The sequence below is a fragment of the Noviherbaspirillum sp. L7-7A genome, from assembly GCF_019052805.1.
Classification (GTDB): Bacteria; Pseudomonadota; Gammaproteobacteria; order Burkholderiales; family Burkholderiaceae_D; genus Noviherbaspirillum_A.
Window position 1 is genome coordinate 2,418,345 of sequence record NZ_JAHQRJ010000001.1, and the last position, 23,471, is coordinate 2,441,815.

The window sequence follows — 23,471 nt, forward strand, 5'->3', positions numbered from 1 at the left end:
GCGTGATACGCTCATTCGAAATTTTGGTGAGGTATTATGCAACAGGAAATTCGCCTGGCGACCTTCAACGTCCTGAACCTCGCCCGCCCCGGCTTGCGCTTCTACGACGGCATCGAACCCTATACCCAAGAGCAGTACGACGCCAAGGTCAGCTGGCTGGCACACCAGTTCGACCGGCTCGACGCCGATGTCATTGCCCTGCAGGAAGTATTTTCTCAGGAGGCGGTCAGGGACGTCATGGCCCGCAGCGAACGCTACCGCGACGCCCTCCATATCGGCTTCGCGCCCGAGCCGGGCAAGCTCACGCCCAGCGTGGCGCTGGTCACGCGGCTGCCGCTGGCGGGCGAGCCCGCCAAGCACCTGGACCTGCCGCGCGGCCTGACGGTGCCGCTGCTGGACCTGAAGGAAGCCATGACCCGCTTCACCCGGCCGGTACTGCAGGTGCCGGTGCTGCTGGCGCCGGGACTGGCGCTGACGATCTTTGTCGTACACCTGAAATCCAAACGGCCTGACTATCGAACCGATGACAATGAAACCGATCCCGCCAGCGTTGGCGCGGCGGTGTTGCGGTCCATGGTGCGGCGCGGCGCCGAGGCGCTGGGCCTGCGCTATCTGCTGACCGATTTCGCGGCCGGCCGGCGGTTGCCGATGATGGTGATGGGTGACTTCAATGATGTAGCCGACGCGGTGCCGACCCAGATGGTGCTGGGCGGCGGCCGTGGCCCGAATGGCCATGATGAACGGATGTTCGAGTGCTACCGGCTGCAATCAAGGCGCGATCCGCTGCGGGATGTGGGCTACACCCATGTGCATGACGGCAACTTCGAGACCATCGACCACGTGCTGGTCTCGGAAGAATTCCATCCGGCATCAAAGCATGCGCTGGGCGAGGTGCTCGACGTAGCCTATCTGAATGACCATGTCATCTTCCGCGCCCCGGAAACCTCCGATCACGGCGCGGTTCTGGTCAGGCTGCGCCTGTTCCAGCGCTGACCGGCTCAGGGCGCTTCGGTCTGGGAGTCGTGCTCCACCGGCTCGGGCAGCGCTTCCGTGCCGCTGGCCTGGGTGTCGCCGCTCCTGCCATCCTCTGTGCTTTCGCCGGTATCGCTGCCGCGCTCCTGCTTGCGTTTCAGTTTTTCTTCCTTCTTGCGCTTCTTTTCAAGCTCTTTCTGCCGCTTCTCGTACTGAAAATTGGTTTTCGCCACGACGTTCTCTCCGATGAAGGACTGCTGGGTGGGCCGTCCCGGCATCGTAGCATGCCGAACTTTTATTCGATAATCGCTCCGCGCTCGATCAGGAGATCGCGCAATACAGTCCGGTGGCAGCGGGCCGGGTCTGCGCAGTAGCAGCCCAGGGACAATCCGGTCTGGTGCGACAGCCCCGCCAGCAGGTCGAGCAGGCGGGCGGCATCGGGCTTGTTCATCTGGGCGACGAACTTCTTGCGGCAGCGCGCCAGAGTGGCGTCATCCTCCGCCTGCAGCCAGGTTTTCACCAGTTCCGGCGCGGGCGAGAGCAGCGGCAGCCAGACATCGTAGAAGTCGCGCCGGGCGAAATCGGCCCTGGGCACGCCGCGTGGCGGACGCCGAACGGTGCCCAGCCGCAATCCCTCCCCTTCGACGCGCGGGCTGCCGAGACGGACGATGCGAATGGCCATGGCTAACGTGTGCCGAGCAAGCAGTCAGCCGCGGGGATGATGCTGCGCATGCAGCAGCTTCAGGCGCTCGCGGGCGACGTGGGTATAGATCTGGGTGGTGGAGATATCGGCATGGCCCAGCAGCAACTGCACCACCCGCAGGTCGGCGCCATGGTTCAGCAGATGGGTGGCGAAGGCATGGCGCAGGGTATGCGGCGACAGCGGCGCATTGATGCCGGCCTTCAACGCATGCTTCTTGATCAGTATCCAGAACATCTGCCGGGTCATTGGGCCGCCGCGGGCGGTAACGAACAGGGCGTCATCGGTCTGCCCGTTCAGGATGGCGCCGCGCCCTTCCTTCAGGTAACGCTCTATCCAGCCGCGGGCCTCGTCGCCAAATGGCACCAGCCGGGTCTTGTCGCCCTTGCCGGTGATGCGCAGCACGCCCTCGTTCATGCCCACTTCCATCGATTTGAGCAGCACCAGTTCCGACACCCGCAAACCGCTGGCATACATCAGTTCCAGCATGGTGCGGTCGCGCAGGCCAAGCGGCGTGCCGGTATCGGGCGCGGCCAGCAGGGCCTCGACCTGGGCTTCCGACAGCGTCTTCGGAAAACGCTGCGGCTGGCGCGCCGAACGCATGCGCAGGCAGGGGTCGACCGCAATGCGGTTCTGCCGCAAAGCCATCTGGTAATAGCGCCGCAGCACCGCCAGCCGGCGGTTCGACGAGGTGGCGCGGCTGTCGGCATGGCGGGCGGCGAAATAGCCGTTGAGTTCCGGTGCGCCGGCTGCGTCCAGCGGCTTGCCGTGCTCGGCTTCCAGCCAGGTTGCAAACAGGGTGAGGTCGCGCCGGTAGGCTTCCAGGGTGTTCTTCGCCAGGCCGTCTTCCAGCCACAGGGTGTCGCAGAAGGCATCGATCTGCGGCTGGCTGGCAAGTGCCTTTGCTGCCTGCTCCATCGTCAATAGCCCTCCACGCCTTCATGCGCCAGCAGCCAGCGCTTGACCTGCAGGTGAAAGCCGTCGGCCTCGGCGCTGTTGGCAAAGCCGCCCAGGCCGCCGGTCGCGGTGACCCGGTGGCACGGCACCGCCAGCGGAAACCAGTTGGCGCCGCAGGCCTGGCCCACCGCGCGCGGCGCCGAGCCCAGCAGGCGGGCGATGTCGCCGTAGGTGCGCACCCGGCCACGCGGAATGCCGGAAATCGCGGACCAGACCTTTTGCTGGAAGGGCGTGCCGGCTGGCTGCAGTGGCAGGTCGAAGCGGAAATCGGGGTCGCCGAAATAGCGTTGCAACTGGCGCGCAACCTGTTCGGCCAGGTCATCGGACGGGCCGAGCAGCGCATGGGATGGCGGCAGGTACACCAGCTCGCGCACCAGGCCATGGTCGGTGCGCACGCCCATCGCGCCAAACGGTGCCGGCACGACGGCGGAGAAAATCGGGGGAATCGACATGGCCGCCAGCATAAAGGAAAAATGCGCGCGCGGCATCTGCACGGCTTGTCCGGCCGGGCCTTGCCTCGACCATGCATGCGCTACAGTGGAAAGACCGCCCACTCCATTCAACTGCATACCTGCCTGCGCGCTGCGTTACTGAGCAGGAACGCGTTTTCCATTTACGGGGAGAAAAACAATGACACAACAATCCGTCCCGCACCGGCCCGCGATCAACTGGACGCCGCGTGCCGGCCGCCGCCAGTCCCGCACCCAGCGCATCGTGCGCCGCGAGGGCAAGCCGCTGATCACCGCCACCGAGTTCACCGCCGCCGTGGCCATCGTCGCCGAACGCATCGACATCAAGGCGCTGGCCCACCTGCCGATGGTGGCGCAGTCGCCGCTGATGGTGCGCCTGCCCGGCGCCGGCGTGGCCGCCATCTTCCGCTATGGCGCGGTCGCCTTCTTCGCCGAGGAAGCCGGCGACCGCGAATGGCTCATGGCCAGCATTGGCCCGGCCAGCTCCGGCAAGGGCGATGCGCTGGCCGAGGAAAAAGCGACTGTCATCGTGGATGCGGAAACCCACGAGGGCCCGGTTGGCAATGCCATCCATATTCACGCAGCCGACCGCGACCGGCTGCAACTGTTGGCGGAAGTGATGTCCAAGGCGGCCATGCTGTCCTTCCAGGAGCGCCGTTCGGCCGGCGAATTCGACCGCATCGAGCCCCTGGCGCAGGACCTGGCAGACGATGGCCGCTTCTCGGTGCGCTCGCAGGAACTGATGCGGGCAGTGGGCAACATGCTGTTGTCGGAACACAGGCTGACCAGCCGGGCCGAGGTGATGGACAAGCCCGAACTGTTATGGAGCAACAGCCACCTGGAGGGATTGCATGCGCGGCTGGAAGGCGACTATGAAATCATCGACCGCGCCAAGGCGCTGGAGCGCAAGCTGGCCACGCTGGTGCGCACCGCCGAGACACTGCTGGAGACGGTGCGCTACAAGAGCTCGCACCGGGTGGAGTGGTATATCGTGATGCTGATCGTGATGGAGCTGGTGGTGTCGCTGTATGGGCATTTCGCGCATTAGAAGGGCTCGCCGGGGATGAGCGTGAAGGAATGTGATGTGGTGGCACGTTGACAGGGTGTGGTGCCTTTGCGGCGATTTCACCTCGCCGTTGAAATTGAATTAGCCGTTGCTCTTGCCGTCCAGCTTGCCCGTTGAGCGCGCCATGACAGCGATGCGTGAAGTCGAAGGCGCGGCATCGTAGGGGCAATACCCCACAGGGGCATTGCACGGATGGTTGATCAAGGAAGTCGGTCGACAATGCGGCCCCGGTTTGCGGCCAATGGTGCAATGCCCTTCGGGTATTGCACCCTACGAAGGGGCTAACGTTGCGGCTGCATTTGAAGCACGCGCAGCGACAGTTGCCGTTGCCGTTGCCGTTGCCGTTGCCGTTGCCGTTGCCGTTGCCGTTGCCGTTGCCGTCGTCTTTCAACTCCCGATTGAGCGCGCCGTGGCGGCGATGCCTGAAGCGGATAAGGTGCGGCGTCTGTTTGAGCGAAGCGCAGCGTAGCGAGTTTAGCCGCGCCCCGCTTCAGGCGTCGACGGCACGGGGACCCCGCGTAAGCGGGGCGCGATCATCGGGTCGCCTTTTTTGCCCCTCTTTTTTGGCGACGCAAAAAAGAGGGTCGCCTGCCGGGGCGAACTCCCGGCGTGGTCATGATGCAAGGACATGCGTATTGGGTCATCAGGCGCAAAGGCGTCACGGCGAAGCAGCAGTTGCTCTTGACGTTTGCAGAGCTCGCTTACAAAAGTCAACTTCAACGACGACAGTGCTGCCCGTGCCTTGCCGGGTGACGCAATGCGATTGCACTGCCATGGAGACAAGCCGGGAGTCCGTCCCGGCGGCCGGCTTACTTTTTTGCTCCGCCAAAAAAGTAACCAAAAAAGGCGGCCCCGGTGATCGCGCCCCGCTGCGCGGGGTTCCCGTGTCGGCGGTGCCCCGAGCGGGGCGCGGCTAAACTCGCTACGCTGCGCTTCGCTCAGACAGACGCCGCACCTTTTCCCGCTCGGGGCACCGCCGACACGGCGCGCTCAACGGGGAGTTGAAAGACGAAGGCAAGGGCAACAACAACAACAACTGCAACTGCAACTGCAACTGCAACTGCAACTGCAAGCCTGATTCTCGACGACTGTCGCCAGTTCAAGCCATTGCCGAACCACGATAAAAAACCGCCGCTCCAGAGCGCGGTGGTTCGATGTCAACCCAGTCTCAGCGCCGCTCAGCTGCCATACAGCAGATTGGGCAGCCACAGCGAGATCTGCGGTACATAAGTCACCAGCAGCAGGAAACCCAGCATGGTCAGCAGCCACGGCATCACCGCCACCGTCAGCTCGCTGATGCCCATCTTGGTAATGCCCGAGGCCACATACAAATTCAGGCCCACCGGCGGATGACACATGCCGACTTCCATGTTCACCACCATCATGATGCCGAAGTGGACCGGATCGATGCCCAGGGTCATCGCTACCGGGAACAGGATGGGCGCCATGATCAGCACGATGGACGACGGCTCCATCACATTGCCGGCCAACAGCAGCAGCACATTCACTACGAGCAGGAAGCTGACCACGCCGAATCCCTTGTCCATGATCCAGCCAGCCATTGCCTGCGGGATGTTTTCCGAGGTCATCAGGAAGGAGAACAGCACCGCGTTGGTGATGATGTAGAGCAGCATGGCCGACATCGATGCCGAGTCCAGAAGTACCTTGGGCACCTGCTTCATGCCCATGTCCTTGTAGACCAAGACCGCGACGACGAAGGCATACACCGCCGACATCGCGGCCGCCTCGGTTGGCGTGAATACGCCGGTATAGATGCCGCCCATGACGATGACGATCAGCAGCAGGCCCCATGCACTCCTGCGGAAGGCGGTGAGACGTTCAGCCCAGCTGGCGCGCGGCATGCGCGGGTAGTTGTGCTTCTTCGCCAGGTACCAGGTGGTCAGGCCAAGCAGCGTGGCCAGCATCAGGCCCGGCACCACGCCGGCCATGAACAGCTTGCCGACCGAGGTGTTGGTCGATACCGAATACATCACCATCACGATCGACGGCGGAATCAGGATGCCCAGCGCGCCCGAGGTGGTGATCACGCCGGCTCCGAAGCCCTTGGGATAACCCTGGCGCACCATGGCCGGCATGATGATGGAGCCGATCGCCACCACGGTCGCCGGGCTGGAGCCGGACACCGCGGCAAACAGCGCGCAGGCCATCACCCCCGCCAGCGCCAGGCCGCCATGCCAGTGGCCCACCATGGACGACGCGAAATTGATCATGCGCCGCGCCACGCCGCCATGGGTCAGGAAATTGCCAGCCAGGATGAAGAACGGGATCGCCATGATCTCGAACTTCTCGATGCCGGTGAACAGCTTCAGCGCCACCGACTCGATCGGCACCTGGGTCATCGTGAACAGGAAGGTCAGCACCGTCAGGCCAAGGGAAATCGAGATCGGCATGCCGGTCAGCATCAGCGCCAGCAGCAGGACGAAAATGATCAGCGCATTCATACCTTGGCTCCCGCGATGTCTTCCTCATTGGGGTCGATGCCTTCGACATGGGCATGGTCATGCTTGGGCAGCTCGCCCGTGCGGAGGAAGCGCCAGGTCACCTGGAGGAAGCGGAAGCACATCAGGTAGGAACCGAGCGGCACCGCCAGGTAGACCATCCACATCGGGATTTCCAGCACTTCGGAAGTGCTGCTGGTATGGCTGAGCTCGTAGACGAAGGTGGCGCCCAGCGTGCCGACGATGCCCGTAAACAGCGCGCCGGCCAGCAGGCCCAGCACCACGAAGCGGCGGTACCAGGCGCCGTTCATGCGGTTGATCAGCACGTCGACGCCGACGTGGATGCCGGTGCGCACCCCATAGGCGGCGCCGAACTTGGCCATCCAGACGAACATGTAGATCGTCAGTTCCTGCGCCCAGCTGGTGTTGAGCTGTATCAGCCAGTCCTGCAGGCCCGGTATCGGCCAGCCGGACATGTAGCGGTGCACCACCGCCACAAAGACGACGATGGTCGCCGCCGCCATCAGGCTGGCGATCAGCCATTCCTCGAGATGGTCCAGTATTTTCATGGGTGTCTCCTGCCGACGCATGGATGGTCCGCCCGACGCAATGCGGCCTGCCAGCGCGATGCCGGCAGGCTCCTGGAGCAGGCCGCTTGTGCCTACTTGCTGCCGAGCGCGGCCGCTTCCTTGTTGACCGCGTCGATGGTGGCCTTGCCGATGCGGCTTTCCATGTCCTTCTGCACCGGCGCCAGCGCCTTGCGCCATTCGGCCTTTTCCTTGTCGTTCAGAGCGTAGATCTCGGTCTTGCCGGACGCTTTGACCGCCGCCATGGCCCTGTCGTTCTCCTGCTGTGCAATGGCATTGGCATACTTGGTCGCATCCTTCATCGCCACTTCCAGCTGGGTGCGCACATCCGCCGGCAGGCCGTCCCAGAACTTCTTGTTGACGATCACCGCATAGCCCAGGTAACCATGGTCGGACACGGTCACATGCTTCTGCACTTCATGCATCTTCTGGGTGTAGAGGTTGGAGGGCGGATTCTCGGTGCCGTCCACCACGCCGGTCTGCAGCGCCTGGTAGACCTCGGAGAAGGCCATCACCTGCGGGTTCGCGCCCAGCGCGCGCATCTGCGCGTCCAGCACCTTGGACGACTGGATGCGCATCTTCATGCCCTTGAAGTCGGCTGGCGTGCGCATCGGCTTGTTGGACGACATGATCTTGAAGCCATTGTCCCAGTAGGCCAGGCCGGTGATGCCCTTGGGTTCGAGCTTCCTGAACAGCTCCTTGCCGACCGGGCCTTCGGTCACGCGGTACAGCACGTCCTTGGAGGGGAAGATATAAGGCAAGTCGAAGACCTCGAATTCCTTCACGCCCAGCGGCCCGAACTTGGCCAGCGACGGCGCCAGCATCTGCACCGCGCCCAGCTGCAGCGCTTCCATTTCTTCCTTGTCCTTGTAGAGCGTGCTGTTCGGGTACACTTCGACCTTCACCCGGCCCTTGGTGGCCTTCTCCGCCAGTTCCTTGAAACGCTCCGCTGCCTTGCCCTTCGGGGTGTCGTTCGCCACCACGTGGCTGAACTTGATGACGATGGGGCTCTGGGCAAAGGACGGTCCGGCCACGATGGCGGCGCCAGCCAGCGCCAGGTAAAGGGACTTGAATTTCATGGTTTCTCCAGATGGATAAGAATGTTTCTTGTTTTTCTTGCTGTTAATTAACAGGCAGAACATTCTCTGCAAGTGGTTTCAATGCCACAACTGTGGATAACCACAATAGCCAAAGCCAGACTTGATGTTTCCGCAAAGATACAATTTCCGTTATGCGTGTCCCCCTCTTCTTTCCACTTCCCGGCTTTCCCAGTAGAAAGCATGCCTGGCGCTGGCTATTGCCGGTTTTCCTGCTGCTGCTGTTCGTGTTCGCGCTGCTCTGGCTGCCCTGGCAGGCGCAGCACATGGAATCGACCGAGCGCCAGGAACAGCTGATCGCCGATACGCTGTGGGTGGAGCAGACGGTGCGCTTCCAGCTCGGGCGCAACGAGGAGAGCCTGCGCCTGGTGGCCTCGGACATGCTGGCCGGCTACCTGGAAGGCCGCAAATGGAACGACAGGCTGGACGCCCTGCTGCGCAACAGCCGGGAACTGGCGCGGGTCACCTGGCTGGATGCCGATGGCAAACAGGTCAATGCCACCGATGACGGCACCGAACTGAAGCTGGCCGAGCTGCCGCCAGCCTCGCGCCAGGCGCTGGACAAGGCGCGCGCAACCCGCACGCCCATGTACAGCCAGCCGGTGCGCTCGGCCAGCGGCGGGATGACGCTGGACTATTACGTGCCGCTCCTGCGCGGCAGCGAGTATCGCGGCACCCTGGTGGCGACCTATTCCACCGCCAGCATCCTCGACCAGCTGGTGCCGTGGTGGTTTGCGCAGGATAACGAGATCCTGCTCACCGACAGCGACGACACCGTGCTCGACCGGCGAGCCTCCGGCGGCCCCGGCCGCGGTGTCTACACCCATACCCGGGCGCTTGATTTGCCGGGCGTGGCATTGAACCTGCGCACCAACAGCATCAAGAGCGCGCCGCGGCTCCTGCCCAACCTGCTGGTAGGCTCGGTGATCGTGCTGTCGCTGGGACTGCTGTGGAGCCTGGCGGCGCTGTGGCGCGACATCAACCGCCGGCTGGCGGCCGAGGATGCGCTGCGCCAGCAGGTGTCGTTTCGCGCCGCAATGGAAAACTCGCTGGTCACCGGCCTGCGGGCACGCGACCTGGAAGGCCGGGTTACCTATGTCAATCCGGCGTTCTGCCAGATGGTCGGGCTGCCGGCGTCGGACATCATCGGCCGCCTGCCGCCCATGCCCTACTGGGCGCCGGAAGCGATGAATGAATATCAGGACCGGTTTTCCCGGGTGCTGGCCGGCAGCGTCACGCCGCGCTTTGAAACCGTATTCCAGCGCGCCGACGGCGAGCGCTTCCCGGTGCTGGTGTTCGAAGCGCCGCTGCTCGACGACGCCGGCAACCAGACCGGCTGGATGGGCTCGATCCTCGATGTTTCCGACTTGCGGCGCGCCGAGAACATCAACCGCCAGCAGCAGGAAAAGCTGCAGGCCAGCGCCCGCCTGGCCAGCATGGGCGAGATCGCGTCCACCCTGGCGCATGAACTGAACCAGCCGCTGGCCGCCATCTCCAGCTATGCCACCGGCGCACTGAACATGCTGGAACGGTCGCCGGCGTCCGGCGTCGACCATGGCATGCTCAAAAGCGCGCTGGAAAAGGCCAGCGCCCAGGCGCAGCGCGCCGGCCAGATCATCCGCAGCGTCCATGCCTTCGTCAGGAAGCGCGACCCGGCGCGGGTGCCGATCGATGTCGGCCAGCTGCTCGACGGCCTGCTGCCGCTGGTGGAACTGCAGGCGCGCCAGTTCTTCGTGGCCATCCAGATCAACAGCGCGCCCGGCCTGCCCAGGGTGCTGGGCGACGGCGTGATGCTGGAGCAGGTGCTGCTGAACCTGACCCGCAATGCGATCGAGTCGATGCAGACGGTGCAGCCGGCGCGCCGCATCCTGCGCATCCATGCCGCCCTGGACCGGAGCGCGGCCACGCCGATGATCGCGATTTCCGTGATCGACCAGGGCCATGGCATACCCGACGAAGTGGCAGAGCGGCTGTTTTCGCCCTTCTTCTCGACCAAATCCGAGGGCATGGGCATGGGCCTGAACATCTGCCGCACGGTGGTGGAATTCCATGGCGGCACCCTGAGCCATAGCCACAATCCCCAGGGCGGCACGGTGTTTCGCTTCACCCTGCCGGTCATGACCCGTGCCGCGGATGCGGCGCTGCCGGCGCCATGAGGCGGCGCAGAATGGCATCGCGGATTTTCGTTACACTGCCTTGCCAGAGCCCGCGGCACCACCTTCGCCGCCCACCATCTTTCACCGGGAACACGGATGCTGCACATTGTCGATGACGAGGAAGTGATCCGGGACGCGCTGTCCTGGCTGGCGCAGTCGCGCGGCATTGCCGCGGCCGCCTACGACGGCGCCGATGCTTTCCTCGCCGCGCTGCAAGCGCGGCCCGGCTTCGATGAGGGCGGGGAATGCCTGCTGCTGGACATTCGCATGCCCGGCACCAGCGGCATCGCGCTGTTCGAGGCGCTGGACGCACGCGGCCTGACGGCGCGGCTGCCGGTGATCTTCCTGACCGGCCATGGCGACGTGCCGATGGCGGTCAGCGCCTTGAAGCGCGGCGCCTTCGATTTCTTCGAGAAGCCGTTCAACGACAACAGCCTGATGGACCGGGTGGAGGAAGCGCTGGCCGCCTCGCGCAGCGCCGGCGCCTCGGCCGCCATCCATGACCGCCTGGCGGCGCTGTCGGCACGTGAGCGGGAAGTGCTGGACCTGATCCTGGAAGGCAAGATGAACAAGGTGATCGCCGATTGCCTGGGCATCTCGATGCGCACGGTGGAAGTGCATCGGGCGCATATCTTCGACAAGATGAACGTCAAGACCGCCGTCGAACTGGCGCGGCTGCTGAAGTAAGCCGTGCAGCACAGGCTCGCGGTATTCGACTTCGACGGCACGCTGGCCGACTCGTTTCCCTTCTTTCTCGCCAGCTTCGGCGAACTGGCCCGTGTCCACGGATTCCGCCCGCTGGACCGCGGCAATCTCGACGAACTGCGCCGGCTCGACGCCAGGCAGCTGATGCGCCATGTCGGCCTGCCGGCATGGAAGGTGCCGCTGGTAGCGATGGACTTCCGGCGCCTGATGGCGGGCAGGACGGCGCAGATTGCGCTGTTCGACGGCATGCCGGCCCTGCTGCGCGACCTGGCCGGCGCCGGCGTCGAACTGGCGGTGCTGAGTTCGAATTCCCGCGACAACGTGCAGGCCGTGCTCGGTCCCACGCTGAGCGCGCTGATCCGCCATCTCGATTGCGGCGTGTCGCTCATGGGCAAGAAGCGCAGGCTGCGCGCGCTGCTGGCGCGCACCGGCTTCGCACCGGGCCAGACCGTGTGCATCGGCGATGAAATCCGCGATATCGAAGCCGCCCGCGGCGTGCGGGCGGCGGCGGCCGCGGTCGGCTGGGGCTATACCCTGCCGGACGCCCTGGCGGCACACCAGCCGGACACGCTGGCGCACACCGTCGCGCAGCTGCGCCAGTATCTGGGTCTGGCCTGATAGCCATTCCGACCCATCCCGACTCATTACGCAGCCGGCCGGGAGCCTGTGCCGCAGAACGATAGTCGGCTACAACGCGCAAGAAAACAGCGCACTTCGGCTTCACCGCCTTGCGCCACGCAGGCTCCAGGCTTTTCATCCGGTAACATGTGGCCTTTCGCCGCACGGCAAGACAGCGTCCCTCCATGTCCATCGCTTCCATTCTCCTGCCCGATTTTTCCCTGATCCTGCTCGGCGTGATCCTGATGCGCATTACCCGCTGGGGCAGCGAGTTCTGGGCCGGGCTGGAAAAGATGGTGTACTACGTGCTGTTCCCGGCGCTGCTGTTCTACTCCACCTCGCGCACGCCGCTGGACTTTTCCGCCACCGGCCGGCTGATCCAGGCGGCGCTGCTGCTGGTGCTGGGCGGCATCGCAATGGGCTGGCTGGCCAGGCCGCTGTTCAAGGTCGGGCCGATGAGCTTCGAGTCGGCGCTGCAGACCGCCTTCCGCTTCAATTCCTATATGGCGCTGGCGATTGCCTACCGCCTGGGCGGCGAGAACGGCACCTCGATGATGGCGCTGATCATTGGTTTTGCCGTCCCGCTGTGCAATATGGCGGCGGTTCATGCGCTGGTCCACAAGAGCGGCGGCCTGGCGAGGGAACTGGCGAAGAATCCGCTGCTTCTGGCCACCGGCAGCGGCGTGCTGTTCAACCTGTCGGGCCTGCCGATGCCGGAAGTGGCCGGCGTGCTGCTGTCGCGCATGGGCAATGCGTCGATCGCGCTGGGCCTGATCCTGGTCGGCGCCGGCCTGCGGCTGTCGGGGCTGTCGGAAGGCAAGGCGATGTCGACTTACTTCATCGCGGTCAAGCTGCTGGCGATGCCCGCGCTGGCGATGCTGCTGGGCCGCCTGTTCGGGCTGCCCTGGCTGCAGCTGCAGATTCTGGTGATGTTCGGCGCCCTGCCCACCGCTTCCAGCGCCTATGTGCTGGCGGCGCGGCTGGGCGGCAATGCGCCGCTGGTGGCCTTCATCATCTCGGCCGGCACCCTGGTGTCGATCGCCACCCTGCCGCTCTGGCTATCCCTGGCGCGCTGACGCATGGCGCGCCAGCGCCCAGGCCACATGCTCCCGCACCAGCGGCGAGTCGTGTTCCGCGCGCGACTGCAGGGCAGCAACGATGCCGGCATCGCCGGCCAGCCCGGCATCGGCCGCGTTGCCCAGGCCGACGGCGATGTTGCGCAGCCATCGCTCATGGCCGATGCGGCGGATCGCGCTGCCCTGCAGGCGCTGGTCGAACTCCTGCTCGGTCCAGGCGAACAGTTCCGACAGCGTTGCCTGGTCCAGGCCATTGCGCACGTCGAAATCCGGCAGGCTGGCGCGCTGGGCGAACTTGTTCCAGGGGCAGACCAGCTGGCAGTCGTCGCAGCCCAATACCCGGTTGCCGATCAGCGGCCGCAAGTCGAGCGGTATGCTGCCTTTCAATTCGATCGTCAGATAGGAAATGCAGCGCCGCGCATCCATGCGCTGCGGGCCGAGGATGGCCTGCGTCGGGCAGACGGTAATGCAGGCGTGGCAGCCGCCGCAATGGGCGCTGACCGGCGCATCGACCGGCAGCGCCAGGTCGGTATAGATTTCGCCGAGGAAGTACATCGAACCGGCGTCGCGGTTGAGCAGCAGCGTGTGCTTGCCGCGCCATCCGAGGCCGGACTTGTCGGCCAGCGCCACTTCCAGCACCGGCGCCGAATCGGTAAAAACCCGATAGCCGAAGGCGCCGACCTCGGCCTCCACCCGCTGCGCCAGCTGCTGCAGCCGGCTGCGCAGCACCTTGTGGTAGTCGCGGCCGCGGGCATACACCGACACCACCGCCGCCTGCGGATCGGCCAGGCGCGCCGCTTCCCGCTCGCGCCAGTCCGGGCCGGCGCTGGGCGGCAGGTAGTCCATGCGCGCAGCGATCACGCGCCGGGTGCCGGGCACCAGTTCGGCCGGACGGGTACGCTTGCTGCCATGGGCTGCCATATAATCCATCTCGCCATGAAAGCCCGCCGCCAGCCAGGCCTCGAAACCCGGTTCGGAGGCCGACAGGTCGGCATCGGCGATGCGCACATCGGCAAAGCCAAGCTCGCGGCCCCAGGCCTTGATGGCCAGGGCCAGCGCATCAAGGTCGATAGCGCTTTCGTGTTGCACAATGATCAATCCCGTTTTCTCTGAGCCAGCCATTTTAAAAGATGCAGCATTTCGAAGCAGAACTGAAGGATGAAGCCGGCACCCTGGCCCTGGGCGCGGCGCTGTCGCGCGCGCTGGCGCCGGGCCTGACGATCTACCTGCATGGCGACCTCGGCGCCGGCAAGACGGCCCTGACCCGCGCGCTGCTGCATGCGGCCGGCCATCCCGGCCATGTGAAGAGCCCGACCTATACCCTGGCCGAGCCCTACACGGTGGAACTGGGCGGCCAGCCGGTGGAAGTGGTGCATTTCGACCTGTACCGCATGGCCGGCCCGGACGAGTTCCTCGATGCCGGATTTCGCGACTACTTCAACCACCGCACCGTCTGCATCATCGAATGGCCGGAAAAGGCGGGCGACGTGTTGCCCCCGCCCGACATCAACGTCTTCCTCACCATGCATGGCACAGGCCGTAAGGTAGAATTACAGGCCCTGTCTCCCCACGGTTCCCAATGTCTCGAACGCCTGCACTTCGCGCCCAACCTGTGACGTCGCGCAACCGCCGCGTGCTGCTCAAGGCGGGCGGCACCCTGCTGCTGTCGGTGATGGGCCCGGCGCCGGCGCGTGCCGCGCAGATCGTGGGCGTGCGTGTCTGGCCGGCCGAGGAATATACCCGCGTCACGCTGGAAAACGACAGCGACCTGAAGACTACGCACTTCCTGGTGAAGGACCCGGAACGCATGGTGGTCGACATCGAGGGCCTGGACCTGAGCCCGGCGCTGAAGAGCCTGGTGGCCAAGATCCAGTCCAACGACCCCTACATCCGGCAGGTGCGGGTCGGACAGAACCGGCCCGGCGTGGTGCGCCTGGTGTTCGACCTGAAGGAGGAAGTGCGGCCGCAGGTGTTCGTGCTGCCGCCGGTGGGCAGCTACCAGCACCGGCTGATCTTCGACCTTTACCCGGTCAATCCGCCCGACCTGATCGCCGCGCTGATTGAAAAGGGCGACTGGATGAAGGAACTGCCCAAGGGGCCTTCCCGGGAACTGCCGCCGGAATTCGGCGCGCCCGCTCTCGAAAACCGGCCGGCGCCCAGGCCGCAGCCGTCCGAGCCGCAGATCGCAAGGAAAGAGCCGCAGGAAGACGCGCCGCCCAACCTGAACCGCATGATCACCATCGCGCTCGACCCTGGCCATGGCGGCGAGGATCCGGGCGCGGTCGGCGCTTCCGGCAGCTTCGAGAAGGACGTGGTGCTGGCCATTGCCAAGCGGCTCAAGGCCAAGATCGAGCAGCAGCCCAACATGCGGGTGATGCTGACCCGCGACGCTGACTATTTCGTGCCGCTGCAGGTGCGGGTGCAGAAGGCGCGCAAGGTGCAGGCCGACCTGTTCGTGTCCATCCATGCCGATGCCTTCGTCGAGCCGACCGCCCGTGGCTCCTCGGTGTTCGCGCTCTCGGAAAAGGGCGCCAGCTCGACCGCCGCCCGCTGGCTGGCCAACAAGGAAAACGCGGCCGACCTGATCGGCGGCGTCAACCTGCGCGGCCAGGACAGGCAACTCGCCAGCGTGCTGCTGGACCTGTCCACCACCGCCCAGATCAATGACAGCATGAAGCTGGCGCGCGCGGTGCTCAATGAAATCGGCGGCATCAACCGGCTGCACAAGCGCTCGGTCGAACAGGCCGGCTTTGCGGTCTTGAAGGCGCCGGACATTCCCAGCATCCTGGTCGAAACCGCCTTCATTTCCAACCCGGAGGAAGAGGCGCGGCTGACCGACAATGGCTACCAGGACCAGATGGCGGAAGCGCTGATGAACGGCATCCGCAAGTACTTCTCGAAGAATCCGCCGCTGGCCAGGAACAAGCTGACCTGAGCGGCGAACGTCCCCGCCTCGTTAACTGCGGGCGAAACGGCGGAAGAACTTCAGCATCACGCCCAGCGCCACAGGAATCACCGCGGCGCCCACGCCGATCAGCACGATGGTGGTCAGGTGGTCGCGGATGATGGGAATATTGCCGAAGAAGTAGCCGGCAGCCACCAGGCCCACCACCCAGATCAGCGCGCCGGTCACGTTATAAAGCTGGAACTTCGCAAAGCTCATGTTCGACACGCCGGCCACGAACGGCGCGAAGGTACGCACCACCGGCACGAAGCGCGCCAGGATGATGGTCTTGCCGCCGTGGTTCTCGTAGAAGGCATGGGTTTTTTCCAGCGCCGCGCGGTCCAGCCAGCGATAGTCATGGGTAAACACCTTCTGGCCGATGGCATTGCCGATCAGGTAGTTCACGGTATTGCCAGCCACCGCCGCGAACAGCAGCAGGCCCATCAGCAGCCAGACATTCAGCTCGCCAGTCGCGGCAAAGGCGCCGCCGATGAACAGCAGCGTGTCGCCGGGCAGGAAGGGAAACACGACCAGGCCGGTCTCGGCAAACACGATGGCGGAAAGTACGCCGTAGACCATCTGGCCATATTCGGCGATGACCTTGCCGAGAGACTTGTCGACGTGCAGGATCATGTCGACGAGTTGCATGAAGTCCATTGTTTTCCTTGTAAAAATGTTAAAGAAATGCCGCAAAATCATACACTACGGCTTGCCCGGCCTGCCATCCTTCCCGGGCGTTCAACGCTCGACCGCACGCAAACCTGCTGTCTGCACAAGGCTATAATCGCTGTATGAATGCACAGATACAGCAGGCGCGACGCGCCATCCAGCCACTTTCCGACCAGCTCATTTCCCAGATCGCGGCTGGTGAAGTCATCGAGCGTCCCGCCGCGGTGGTCAAGGAATTGCTGGAAAACGCGCTCGACGCCGGCGCCACCCAGATCACGATCAAGCTCGACCAGGGCGGCGTCAAGCGCATCGCCATCTGCGACAACGGCCGCGGCATTCCGCCAGAGGAAATGCCGCTGGCCCTGGCGCGCCATGCCACTTCCAAGATCGCCTCCCTGTCCGACCTGGAAAGCGTGCTGTCGCTGGGCTTTCGCGGCGAGGCGCTGGCCTCGATCGCCTCGGTGGCGCAGGTCACGCTGACCTCGCGCACGGCCGACGCGCCGCATGCCTGGGAAATTGCGCCCGGCGCCCGCGAGCCGGCGCCGGCCTCCGGCGCGGTCGGCACCACGGTCGATGTGCAGGACCTGTATTTCAATACGCCGGCCCGGCGCAAGTTCCTGAAGTCGGAACAGACCGAATACGGCCACTGCGTGGAAGTGGTGCGCCGCATCGCACTGGCGCGGCCGGATGTCGCCTTCACCCTGAGCCACAACGGCCGCACCGCCGAGCACTGGACCGCCTGCGAGATGGACAAGCGCAGCGCCCAGCTGCTGGGCGACGACTTTGCCCGGGCCAGGCTGCCGCTGGAGGAAGCCAGCGGCGTGCTGCGCATCCAGGGCTTCGCCGGCCTGCCCACCGCCGCCCGGCTGCGCGCCGACGCCCAGTACTTCTACGTCAATGGCCGCTTCGTGCGCGACAAGCTGCTGACGCACGCGGTGCGCGCCGCCTACCAGGATGTGCTGCATGGCGACCGCTATCCCTCCTACGTGTTGCGGCTGGACCTGGACCCGACCCTGGTCGATGTGAACGTGCATCCGTCCAAGATCGAGGTGCGCTTCCGCGACGGCCGTGCGGTGCACCAGTTCGTGTTCCACGCCGTCAGCCGGGCGCTGGCCCAGACCTCGGCCACCGCCGCCGGGTCCGCGCCGGCGCCGCAGCCGGCCGCCACGCTGGCGGGCACGGCGCCCTGGCGGCCACAGCCGCAGCAGCAGGCCACGTTCGCGTCACAGTTCACGCCACGCTTCGGCGATACCGGCAGCGGCGGCGGCGTGGCCCAGTCCACCGCCAGCTACGGCGCGCTGTTCGCGGGCCTGAAGCCGGCCGGCGACGCCAGGCCGGCCAGCCTGTTCGACGCCGGCGACCTGGCGCCAACCGCATCGGCAGCCTTCGCCGCGCCAGCCGCCCACGCGCAGTCCCAGACCGGGAATGCGGACGCCGAGGAATTCCCGCTGGGCTTCGCGCTGGCCCAGCTTCACGGCATCTTCGTGCTGGCGCAGAACGCCGCCGGCCTGGTGCTGGTGGACATGCATGCGGCCCATGAACGCATCCTGTACGAGGAATTCAAGCGCTCGCTGGACGCCGACGCGGTGCAGGTACAGCCGCTCCTGATTCCGGTGACGTTCTTCGCCGACCCGGTCGAGGTCGGCGCCGTCGAGGAAAACCGGGAAACGCTGGAAGCGCTCGGCTTCGATATCGCGGTGATGTCGCCCACCACGCTGGCGGTGCGGGCAATTCCCGTGCTGCTGAAGAATGCCGATGCCCAGGGCCTGGCGCGCGACGTGCTGCGCGACCTGCGCGAATACGGCGGCTCGCGGGTGCTGGTCGAACGCCGCAATGAGTTGCTGGGCACGCTGGCCTGCCACACGGCGGTACGCGCCAACCGTGCGCTGACGGTGCCGGAAATGAATGCGCTGCTGCGCCAGATGGAAGCCACCGAACGCGCCGACCAGTGCAACCACGGCCGGCCGACCTGGGTGCAGCTTGGCCTGTCCGAGCTCGACCGCCTGTTCCTGCGCGGTCAATAGCATGGAGGCACCGACAAGCCAGGCGCTGCCGCTGGCAGTGGCCATCATGGGCCCGACGGCTTCCGGCAAGACCGGCGCGGCACTGGAGATTGCGCGCCGGCGGCCCTGCGAAATCATTTCGGTGGACTCGGCGCTGGTCTATCGCGGCATGGATATCGGCACCGCCAAGCCCACGGCCGAGGAACTGGCGGCCGCGCCGCACCACCTGATCGACATCATCGACCCGGCCCAGAGCTATTCGGTGATGCAGTTTCGCGATGACGCGCTGCGCCTGGTGCGGGAAATCCAGGGCCGCGGCGCGCTGCCGCTCCTGGTCGGCGGCACCATGCTCTATTTCAAGGCGCTGCGCGACGGCCTGGACGACCTGCCGCGCGCCGATCCGGCGCTGCGCGCCGAACTCGACCGCGACGCCGCCGAACTCGGCATGCCGGCGCTGCATGCGCGCCTGGCCGCACTCGATGCGCCGACCGCGGCGCGCTTGAAGCCCAATGACAGCCAGCGCATCCAGCGCGCGCTGGAAGTCATCCGCCTGACCGGCCAGCCGATGTCGGCCCTGCTGGCCAAGGCGCCGCCCGCCACCCTGCCCTTTCGCCTGCTGCCCATTGCGCTGGAACCTTCCGACCGCGCCCAGCTGCATGCCCGCATCGCCACGCGTTTCGACGCAATGCTGTCAGCGCCGGATGGCGGCCTGCTGGAAGAAGTACGCCGCCTGCGCGCGCGGGGCGACCTGCATCCCGATCTGCCGTCCATGCGCTGCGTCGGCTACCGCCAGGCCTGGGAATACCTGGACGGCGAGATCGACCAGGCAGGGCTGCGCGACAAGGGCTTCGCCGCCACCCGCCAGCTGGCCAAGAGGCAGCTCACCTGGCTGCGTTCCATGCCTGACCGCATCGTGGTGGATTGCCTGCATCCGTCGCCGTCGGAGCGCATCCTGCAACAGATCGACATGGCGCAGGCCGGATGATTTTGCATCCCTGGTGCAACTTATGGCTTGACAGTTCCGGCCAAACCGGTCAGAATCTCGTGCTCGTTTGGTGATATAGCTCAGTTGGTTAGAGCACAGCACTCATAATGCTGGGGTCGGTGGTTCAAATCCACCTATCACCACCAGAAATACCAAAGCCGCTGACTCGCAAGGATCAGCGGCTTTTCTGTCTTTGATAAAGTGAAAAGACGGATCTGACGGGCGCACCTGGTTCTGGCACTCATTCAAAACTCCAGATGCACCCTCGCCGAAGCCACCGACACCGGTCCCCTGTCGCGGTTATACCCCGGGTTGCCAATGCGCTGGTAGTCCAGGCTGAGCCAGGCGCTTCTGGCCAGGCGCAGGCTGTAATAGAGTTCGCCGATGCGCTCGCGGCCGTAGTTCAGGGCGCCGTCACCCAGGAAGGCGCCGAGGCCGCCGGCGGCCAGGTAGCGCTGGTGGGCTGAACTCAGGCCATTGACCGCGACGGCCATGCCCAGCGTGTCCTCCGGCCTCGACCATGCGCGTCCCTTGACCGCTATGCCGGTCGACACCGATTGGTCGATCTCGGTGAAGGCATAGGTTTCGGTGCGGCCGTCATGGCGGCTTGCCCGGCCGAAGATGCCAACGTCGTCCCGCACCTCCTGCTCGAACGCGAATGCCACGCCGCGCTTGGACTGCTCGCGCCGCACGTCGGCCAGGTCGGGGATGGCGCCGGCGGCGCTGGCGAGTGCATCGTCGAATGCACCCATGCGGGCATGATTGCGAAACAGCAGCAAGCGGGTTTGCCCGGGCCGGCCGGCGAGCTGATGCGCATGCTCGACCTCGATCTGGTCGCCATGGTGGCGACCGATGCGCCTGTCCAGCCGCAGCCCGTTGGACTGGGCCGGCTGCATGAACCTGCCGACACGGATTGCCCAGTCGCCCCGGTAATACTCCAGCGCCGCGCCCCAGGAATAGCCACGCGCATCGGCGGCGAAATCGAAGGCGCCGTGAGTGAGGAATGTCCAGTTCATGAACTGGGTGCGGGCGTCGTGCGCGTAGCTGCTGGGATCGAACACGTCGGTGACTGCCAGGTTGCCGGCAGTGAGCACCAGACGCTCCTGCCTGGTCGTCATGGCGAACTGGTTCATCTCGCCTTCCACCGGCAGCTCTGCCCCGCCCAAGGCCCAGGTCTTGCGCAGGAAGAGGCGCGACCGGTAGAAGGTCGGGTTCGGGCCGCTGACCTTCTGCTGCTCGCCATTGGGAAAGCCGCCGAGGCCATGCAGGCCTGAAAAAGGCACGCCCTGTACCACTTCCGGGTTGAACCATATCTCCAGGTCGGATGCCGGACGCCAGCCGAGATAGGCAGTGCTGCTGAAGGTATAGGCCTTTTCCCTGTTGGGCAGAAGACTGTTCTGGCCGCTGTAAGCCGCATCGAACGACGGTTTTTGCTGCCAGATATACGTTGCCTGGAACCGGGCGTCCCAGCGCTTTTCCCGCTCCGCGTCCTGTGCCTGGACAGCGCAGACGCTCAGGCTCAATGCCAGGCCGGCCGCAACCCTGATCATTTGCCCTGCATCTTTCGCAGTCGGCTGAGCATCATGTTCTCCATACGATATTTCCCGATTCACGTCTGCATTGCCAGTGCCTCATCGCCCAACCGATATGCCGGGGATTTGTTCTCCCGATTTCTCCGGCGGCAGGCTGGCGCCGGTCATTGCGTTGCTGGTACCCGTGCATCCGCGGCGGCCTGGCCGCCAGTATCGGCGCCCGCCCTTCCCCTGGGCTTGCGGAACGCATACCACGGCAGTGCCTTCCTGAGCGCTGCCACCTCCCCGCTGGACTGCGCATTGTATCCCGGCATGTTGCCGATCGCTTCCAGCCACTGCTGCTGCCGCAACAGTTCGCGCAGGCGGATCACGGCCGGCGTGTCCAGCGTCTCCTTCAGGCAGGCGAAGTAGTACTGCTCGCGGCCGAGCGGGATGAAATCCAGCCCGAACTGGGCGGCGGCGGCCTCGATGCCGATGCCGACATCGGCCGCGCCGCTGGCAACGGCGGCAGCGACGGCCAGATGGGTGGTCTCGGTATTGTCGTAGCCCATGACCGAGCCGCTGTCTATGCCTTCACGCGCCAGCATCTGGTCGATTTCGAGCCGGGTGCCTGATCCGGGCTGGCGGTTGATGAAGCGCACGCCGGCGCGCTTGAGGTCGGCCAGCCCGGCAATGCGCATGGGGTTGCCGGCGGCCACCATCATGCCCTGCTGGCGGGTCAGGAAATTGATCAGCTTGTGCCTGCCGGGCTTGAGCAGCTTCTTGAAGGCCTTCTGGGTCAGGCTGCCGGGCGCGCGGTCTTCGCTGACATGAAAGCCGGCCAGCAGGCATTCGCCGCACGACATCGCCTCGATCGATTCCATGCTCGGGCAGAAGTGCAGGTTCAGGTGCAGCCTGGCTTCGCGCTCGGTGTACTGCTTCAGCCGCGACAAAGCCAGGTCATGGCTGGCATGCAGCGACAGCACATGCACCTCCGGATCGAAAGCCAGCGCGAATTCCCGTTCCATGCCGGCGCGCAGGTTTTCCAGTTCCGGCAGCGCGCGCGCCTTGGCGCGCTGTTCGGCAAACAGCAGCTTTTCGCCAAAGCCGGACAGGCGCGCCCCCCTGCCCTGGTTCCATACCACCAGATCCGAACCGAGCTGGCTTTCCCATTTCCGCAGGGCGCCCCAGACATGCCGGTAGGACAGGCCAAGCCGCTGTGCGGCCTGCGCCACCGAGCCGGTCTGGTGAATCGCGGCCAGCATGTCGAACAGCGGATTATCGAGCTGGGCCTGGGTACCGGTTTCCTGCACCAGGGTATAGGCCATTTTTATGCGCAACATAGGAAAGCCCGTTCATATTGAGCGGTTAATTTTCGATGCGTAACATAGCACGGTGCCCAAATACGGCGAACACTTCAGGGGAAAAACGTGCTGAACATGAAACGACGCGTGCTGGTTTTTGCGGTGGCGGCAACGGTAGCGGCGCTGCCGGCAATGGGCCAGGAAGTGATCCGGCTCTCCACCACCACCAGCACCGAGAATTCCGGCCTGCTGCAATACCTGCTCCCGGCCTTCGAAACCAGGACCGGCAAGCGGGTGCATGTGATCTCGGTTGGCACCGGCAAGGCGCTGGAGATGGCCAAAAACGGCGATGTCGATGTGACGCTGGTCCATGCCCGCCCATCCGAAGACAAGTTCGTCGCCGAAGGCCATGGCGTGAACCGCCGCGACGTGATGTACAACGACTTCATCCTGGTTGGTCCGCCAGCCGACCCGGCCGGCATCAGGGGCAGCAGGGAGGTGCTCAAGGCGATGAGGAAAATCGCCGGCAGCAAGGTAAAGTTCATTTCCCGCGGCGATAACTCCGGCACCGACCAGATGGAGAAAACCTACTGGCAGGAAGCCGGCGCCAGGCCCGAAGGCAGCGCCTATGTTTCAGCCGGGCTGGGCATGGGCGAGGTGCTGACCATGGCGGCGGAGATGCAGGCCTATACCCTGACCGACCGCGCCACCTATGGCGCCTACAAGGCCAAGACCGGCCTGGCCATCGAAGTCGAAGGCGACCCGAAGATGTTCAACCCGTACGGCATCATAGCGGTCAATCCGGCGCGCCATCCTGCGGTGAACTACAAGGGCGCAACGCAGCTGATCGAATGGATCACTTCCGCCGAAGGACAGGCCAGGATCGCCAGCTTCAAGGTGGATGGCCAGCAGCTGTTCTTCCCTTCGGCAAAGAACTGAGGCTTGGACAATACTGCCGGGCCAGGCTATCCACACCGGGCGGCACATGATCTTCCTGCATTATTGACCAGACAACCTTGCAGAGTTTGTGCGAAATTTTGTGCAAAGCGCGCACACAATTTCCCAAAAGAAAAATCATTTGCCATTCGCAACCGGAAGTAGTTACCATGCATCACCCTGTTGTTGACATGGGATTCCGGTTGACTTCTGGCTGCCAAATCAGCTTGCATTCCGTGCAACGGGGACAGGCAAA

The 23,471-nt window shown here is 65.0% G+C and carries 22 protein-coding genes and 1 tRNA gene; 12 read left to right on the forward strand and 11 right to left on the reverse strand.

Features of this window, described 5'->3' with window-relative positions; genetic code table 11:
* Positions 1-36: 36 nt before the first annotated feature.
* Positions 37-993, forward strand: coding sequence for an endonuclease/exonuclease/phosphatase family protein (locus KTQ42_RS10950; RefSeq protein WP_217345528.1), 957 nt, complete (start codon positions 37-39; stop codon positions 991-993).
* A gap of 5 nt (positions 994-998) precedes the next feature.
* Here KTQ42_RS10950 and KTQ42_RS10955 read toward each other — a convergent pair whose 3' ends face one another.
* From KTQ42_RS10955 to KTQ42_RS10970, 4 genes are all read right to left on the reverse strand, one after another.
* Positions 999-1,205 carry a hypothetical protein gene (locus KTQ42_RS10955; protein ID WP_217346914.1) on the reverse strand — a complete coding sequence of 69 codons (207 nt, stop codon included), beginning with the start codon at positions 1,203-1,205 and terminating at the stop codon, positions 999-1,001.
* A gap of 62 nt (positions 1,206-1,267) precedes the next feature.
* Entirely contained in the window at positions 1,268-1,654 is a 387-nt protein-coding gene (locus KTQ42_RS10960; protein WP_217345529.1) for a DUF488 family protein, read from the reverse strand.
* A 24-nt stretch (positions 1,655-1,678) separates the two neighbouring features.
* Positions 1,679-2,590, reverse strand: coding sequence for a site-specific tyrosine recombinase XerD (gene xerD / locus KTQ42_RS10965; protein WP_217345530.1), 912 nt, complete (start codon positions 2,588-2,590; stop codon positions 1,679-1,681).
* 2 nt (positions 2,591-2,592) lie between these two features.
* Positions 2,593-3,117 carry a methylated-DNA--[protein]-cysteine S-methyltransferase gene (locus KTQ42_RS10970; protein WP_249222913.1) on the reverse strand — a complete coding sequence of 175 codons (525 nt, stop codon included), beginning with the start codon at positions 3,115-3,117 and terminating at the stop codon, positions 2,593-2,595.
* A gap of 142 nt (positions 3,118-3,259) precedes the next feature.
* Here KTQ42_RS10970 and KTQ42_RS10975 point away from each other — a divergent pair, with 142 nt between their 5' ends.
* The gene (locus tag KTQ42_RS10975; RefSeq protein WP_217345531.1) at positions 3,260-4,147 is read left to right on the forward strand and encodes an RMD1 family protein; all 888 of its coding nucleotides are present in this window, start codon (positions 3,260-3,262) and stop codon (positions 4,145-4,147) included.
* Between the two features lie 1,196 nt (positions 4,148-5,343).
* On the opposite strand, the gene KTQ42_RS10980 is transcribed toward KTQ42_RS10975, so the two are convergent.
* The 3 genes from KTQ42_RS10980 to KTQ42_RS10990 form a co-directional block, all read right to left on the reverse strand.
* Positions 5,344-6,627, reverse strand: a complete 1,284-nt coding sequence (locus tag KTQ42_RS10980) for a TRAP transporter large permease subunit (protein WP_217345532.1) — start codon at positions 6,625-6,627, stop codon at positions 5,344-5,346.
* Positions 6,624-7,193, reverse strand: a complete 570-nt coding sequence (locus KTQ42_RS10985) for a TRAP transporter small permease (RefSeq protein ID WP_217345533.1) — start codon at positions 7,191-7,193, stop codon at positions 6,624-6,626. The genes KTQ42_RS10980 and KTQ42_RS10985 overlap by 4 nt, the downstream gene beginning before the upstream one ends.
* 92 nt (positions 7,194-7,285) lie before the next feature.
* Positions 7,286-8,290 (reverse strand): TRAP transporter substrate-binding protein, encoded by a 1,005-nt coding sequence (locus KTQ42_RS10990; protein ID WP_217345534.1) that lies wholly within the window; start codon positions 8,288-8,290, stop codon positions 7,286-7,288.
* Between the two features lie 152 nt (positions 8,291-8,442).
* Here KTQ42_RS10990 and KTQ42_RS10995 point away from each other — a divergent pair, with 152 nt between their 5' ends.
* The 4 genes from KTQ42_RS10995 to KTQ42_RS11010 all read left to right on the forward strand — a co-directional run bounded on the left by KTQ42_RS10995 (position 8,443) and on the right by KTQ42_RS11010 (position 12,863).
* On the forward strand, positions 8,443-10,464 hold the full coding sequence (locus tag KTQ42_RS10995; protein WP_217345535.1) for an ATP-binding protein: 2,022 nt from the start codon (positions 8,443-8,445) through the stop codon (positions 10,462-10,464).
* 96 nt (positions 10,465-10,560) lie between these two features.
* Complete coding sequence (locus KTQ42_RS11000; protein ID WP_217345536.1) at positions 10,561-11,151, forward strand: response regulator; 591 nt, start codon at positions 10,561-10,563, stop codon at positions 11,149-11,151.
* A 3-nt stretch (positions 11,152-11,154) separates the two neighbouring features.
* On the forward strand, positions 11,155-11,787 hold the full coding sequence (locus tag KTQ42_RS11005; RefSeq protein ID WP_217345537.1) for an HAD hydrolase-like protein: 633 nt from the start codon (positions 11,155-11,157) through the stop codon (positions 11,785-11,787).
* 185 nt (positions 11,788-11,972) lie between these two features.
* A complete protein-coding gene (locus KTQ42_RS11010; RefSeq protein WP_217345538.1) occupies positions 11,973-12,863 on the forward strand; it encodes an AEC family transporter in 891 nt (296 codons plus the stop codon).
* On the opposite strand, the gene queG is transcribed toward KTQ42_RS11010, so the two are convergent.
* Positions 12,846-13,961 carry a tRNA epoxyqueuosine(34) reductase QueG gene (queG, locus tag KTQ42_RS11015; protein WP_249222722.1) on the reverse strand — a complete coding sequence of 372 codons (1,116 nt, stop codon included), beginning with the start codon at positions 13,959-13,961 and terminating at the stop codon, positions 12,846-12,848. The two genes, KTQ42_RS11010 and queG, sit on opposite strands and share 18 nt — an antisense overlap.
* A gap of 32 nt (positions 13,962-13,993) precedes the next feature.
* On the opposite strand from queG, the gene tsaE reads away from it, so the two are divergent.
* Positions 13,994-14,479 (forward strand): tRNA (adenosine(37)-N6)-threonylcarbamoyltransferase complex ATPase subunit type 1 TsaE, encoded by a 486-nt coding sequence (gene tsaE, locus KTQ42_RS11020; protein ID WP_217345540.1) that lies wholly within the window; start codon positions 13,994-13,996, stop codon positions 14,477-14,479.
* Positions 14,443-15,798 carry an N-acetylmuramoyl-L-alanine amidase gene (locus tag KTQ42_RS11025; protein ID WP_217345541.1) on the forward strand — a complete coding sequence of 452 codons (1,356 nt, stop codon included), beginning with the start codon at positions 14,443-14,445 and terminating at the stop codon, positions 15,796-15,798. Before tsaE ends, KTQ42_RS11025 begins: the two co-directional genes overlap by 37 nt.
* A gap of 21 nt (positions 15,799-15,819) precedes the next feature.
* On the opposite strand, the gene KTQ42_RS11030 is transcribed toward KTQ42_RS11025, so the two are convergent.
* Positions 15,820-16,464, reverse strand: a complete 645-nt coding sequence (locus KTQ42_RS11030; RefSeq protein WP_217345542.1) for a VTT domain-containing protein — start codon at positions 16,462-16,464, stop codon at positions 15,820-15,822.
* A gap of 134 nt (positions 16,465-16,598) precedes the next feature.
* Here KTQ42_RS11030 and mutL point away from each other — a divergent pair, with 134 nt between their 5' ends.
* From mutL to KTQ42_RS11045, 3 genes are all read left to right on the forward strand, one after another.
* Positions 16,599-18,500, forward strand: a complete 1,902-nt coding sequence (gene mutL, locus KTQ42_RS11035) for a DNA mismatch repair endonuclease MutL (protein WP_217345543.1) — start codon at positions 16,599-16,601, stop codon at positions 18,498-18,500.
* Position 18,501: 1 nt separating this feature from the next.
* A complete protein-coding gene (gene miaA, locus KTQ42_RS11040; protein WP_217345544.1) occupies positions 18,502-19,464 on the forward strand; it encodes a tRNA (adenosine(37)-N6)-dimethylallyltransferase MiaA in 963 nt (320 codons plus the stop codon).
* Positions 19,465-19,533: 69 nt separating this feature from the next.
* Positions 19,534-19,610: transfer RNA gene (locus tag KTQ42_RS11045), tRNA-Met, on the forward strand.
* A gap of 99 nt (positions 19,611-19,709) precedes the next feature.
* Here the strand turns inward: KTQ42_RS11045 and KTQ42_RS11050 are convergent.
* Positions 19,710-21,014, reverse strand: coding sequence for a carbohydrate porin (locus tag KTQ42_RS11050; RefSeq protein ID WP_217345545.1), 1,305 nt, complete (start codon positions 21,012-21,014; stop codon positions 19,710-19,712).
* 146 nt (positions 21,015-21,160) lie between these two features.
* Positions 21,161-22,318 carry a substrate-binding domain-containing protein gene (locus KTQ42_RS11055; RefSeq protein WP_217345546.1) on the reverse strand — a complete coding sequence of 386 codons (1,158 nt, stop codon included), beginning with the start codon at positions 22,316-22,318 and terminating at the stop codon, positions 21,161-21,163.
* A gap of 96 nt (positions 22,319-22,414) precedes the next feature.
* On the opposite strand from KTQ42_RS11055, the gene KTQ42_RS11060 reads away from it, so the two are divergent.
* Positions 22,415-23,218, forward strand: coding sequence for a substrate-binding domain-containing protein (locus KTQ42_RS11060; RefSeq protein ID WP_217345547.1), 804 nt, complete (start codon positions 22,415-22,417; stop codon positions 23,216-23,218).
* The last annotated feature ends 253 nt before the right edge of the window (positions 23,219-23,471 follow it).

Bases quoted from the DNA above. Each gene is read 5' to 3' on its own strand.
- KTQ42_RS10950 (WP_217345528.1), top strand. From the start codon at position 37: ATGCAACAGGAAATTCGCCTGGCGACCTTCAACGTCCTGAACCTCGCC.
- KTQ42_RS10960 (WP_217345529.1), bottom strand. From the start codon at position 1,654: ATGGCCATTCGCATCGTCCGTCTCGGCAGCCCGCGCGTCGAAGGGGAG.
- xerD (WP_217345530.1), bottom strand. From the start codon at position 2,590: ATGGAGCAGGCAGCAAAGGCACTTGCCAGCCAGCCGCAGATCGATGCC.
- KTQ42_RS10970 (WP_249222913.1), bottom strand. From the start codon at position 3,117: ATGCCGCGCGCGCATTTTTCCTTTATGCTGGCGGCCATGTCGATTCCC.
- KTQ42_RS10975 (WP_217345531.1), top strand. From the start codon at position 3,260: ATGACACAACAATCCGTCCCGCACCGGCCCGCGATCAACTGGACGCCG.
- KTQ42_RS10980 (WP_217345532.1), bottom strand. From the start codon at position 6,627: ATGAATGCGCTGATCATTTTCGTCCTGCTGCTGGCGCTGATGCTGACC.
- KTQ42_RS10985 (WP_217345533.1), bottom strand. From the start codon at position 7,193: ATGAAAATACTGGACCATCTCGAGGAATGGCTGATCGCCAGCCTGATG.
- KTQ42_RS10990 (WP_217345534.1), bottom strand. From the start codon at position 8,290: ATGAAATTCAAGTCCCTTTACCTGGCGCTGGCTGGCGCCGCCATCGTG.
- KTQ42_RS10995 (WP_217345535.1), top strand. From the start codon at position 8,443: ATGCGTGTCCCCCTCTTCTTTCCACTTCCCGGCTTTCCCAGTAGAAAG.
- KTQ42_RS11000 (WP_217345536.1), top strand. From the start codon at position 10,561: ATGCTGCACATTGTCGATGACGAGGAAGTGATCCGGGACGCGCTGTCC.
- KTQ42_RS11010 (WP_217345538.1), top strand. From the start codon at position 11,973: ATGTCCATCGCTTCCATTCTCCTGCCCGATTTTTCCCTGATCCTGCTC.
- tsaE (WP_217345540.1), top strand. From the start codon at position 13,994: ATGCAGCATTTCGAAGCAGAACTGAAGGATGAAGCCGGCACCCTGGCC.
- KTQ42_RS11025 (WP_217345541.1), top strand. From the start codon at position 14,443: ATGTCTCGAACGCCTGCACTTCGCGCCCAACCTGTGACGTCGCGCAAC.
- KTQ42_RS11030 (WP_217345542.1), bottom strand. From the start codon at position 16,464: ATGGACTTCATGCAACTCGTCGACATGATCCTGCACGTCGACAAGTCT.
- mutL (WP_217345543.1), top strand. From the start codon at position 16,599: ATGAATGCACAGATACAGCAGGCGCGACGCGCCATCCAGCCACTTTCC.
- miaA (WP_217345544.1), top strand. From the start codon at position 18,502: ATGGAGGCACCGACAAGCCAGGCGCTGCCGCTGGCAGTGGCCATCATG.
- KTQ42_RS11050 (WP_217345545.1), bottom strand. From the start codon at position 21,014: ATGATCAGGGTTGCGGCCGGCCTGGCATTGAGCCTGAGCGTCTGCGCT.
- KTQ42_RS11055 (WP_217345546.1), bottom strand. From the start codon at position 22,318: ATGTTGCGCATAAAAATGGCCTATACCCTGGTGCAGGAAACCGGTACC.
- KTQ42_RS11060 (WP_217345547.1), top strand. From the start codon at position 22,415: ATGAAACGACGCGTGCTGGTTTTTGCGGTGGCGGCAACGGTAGCGGCG.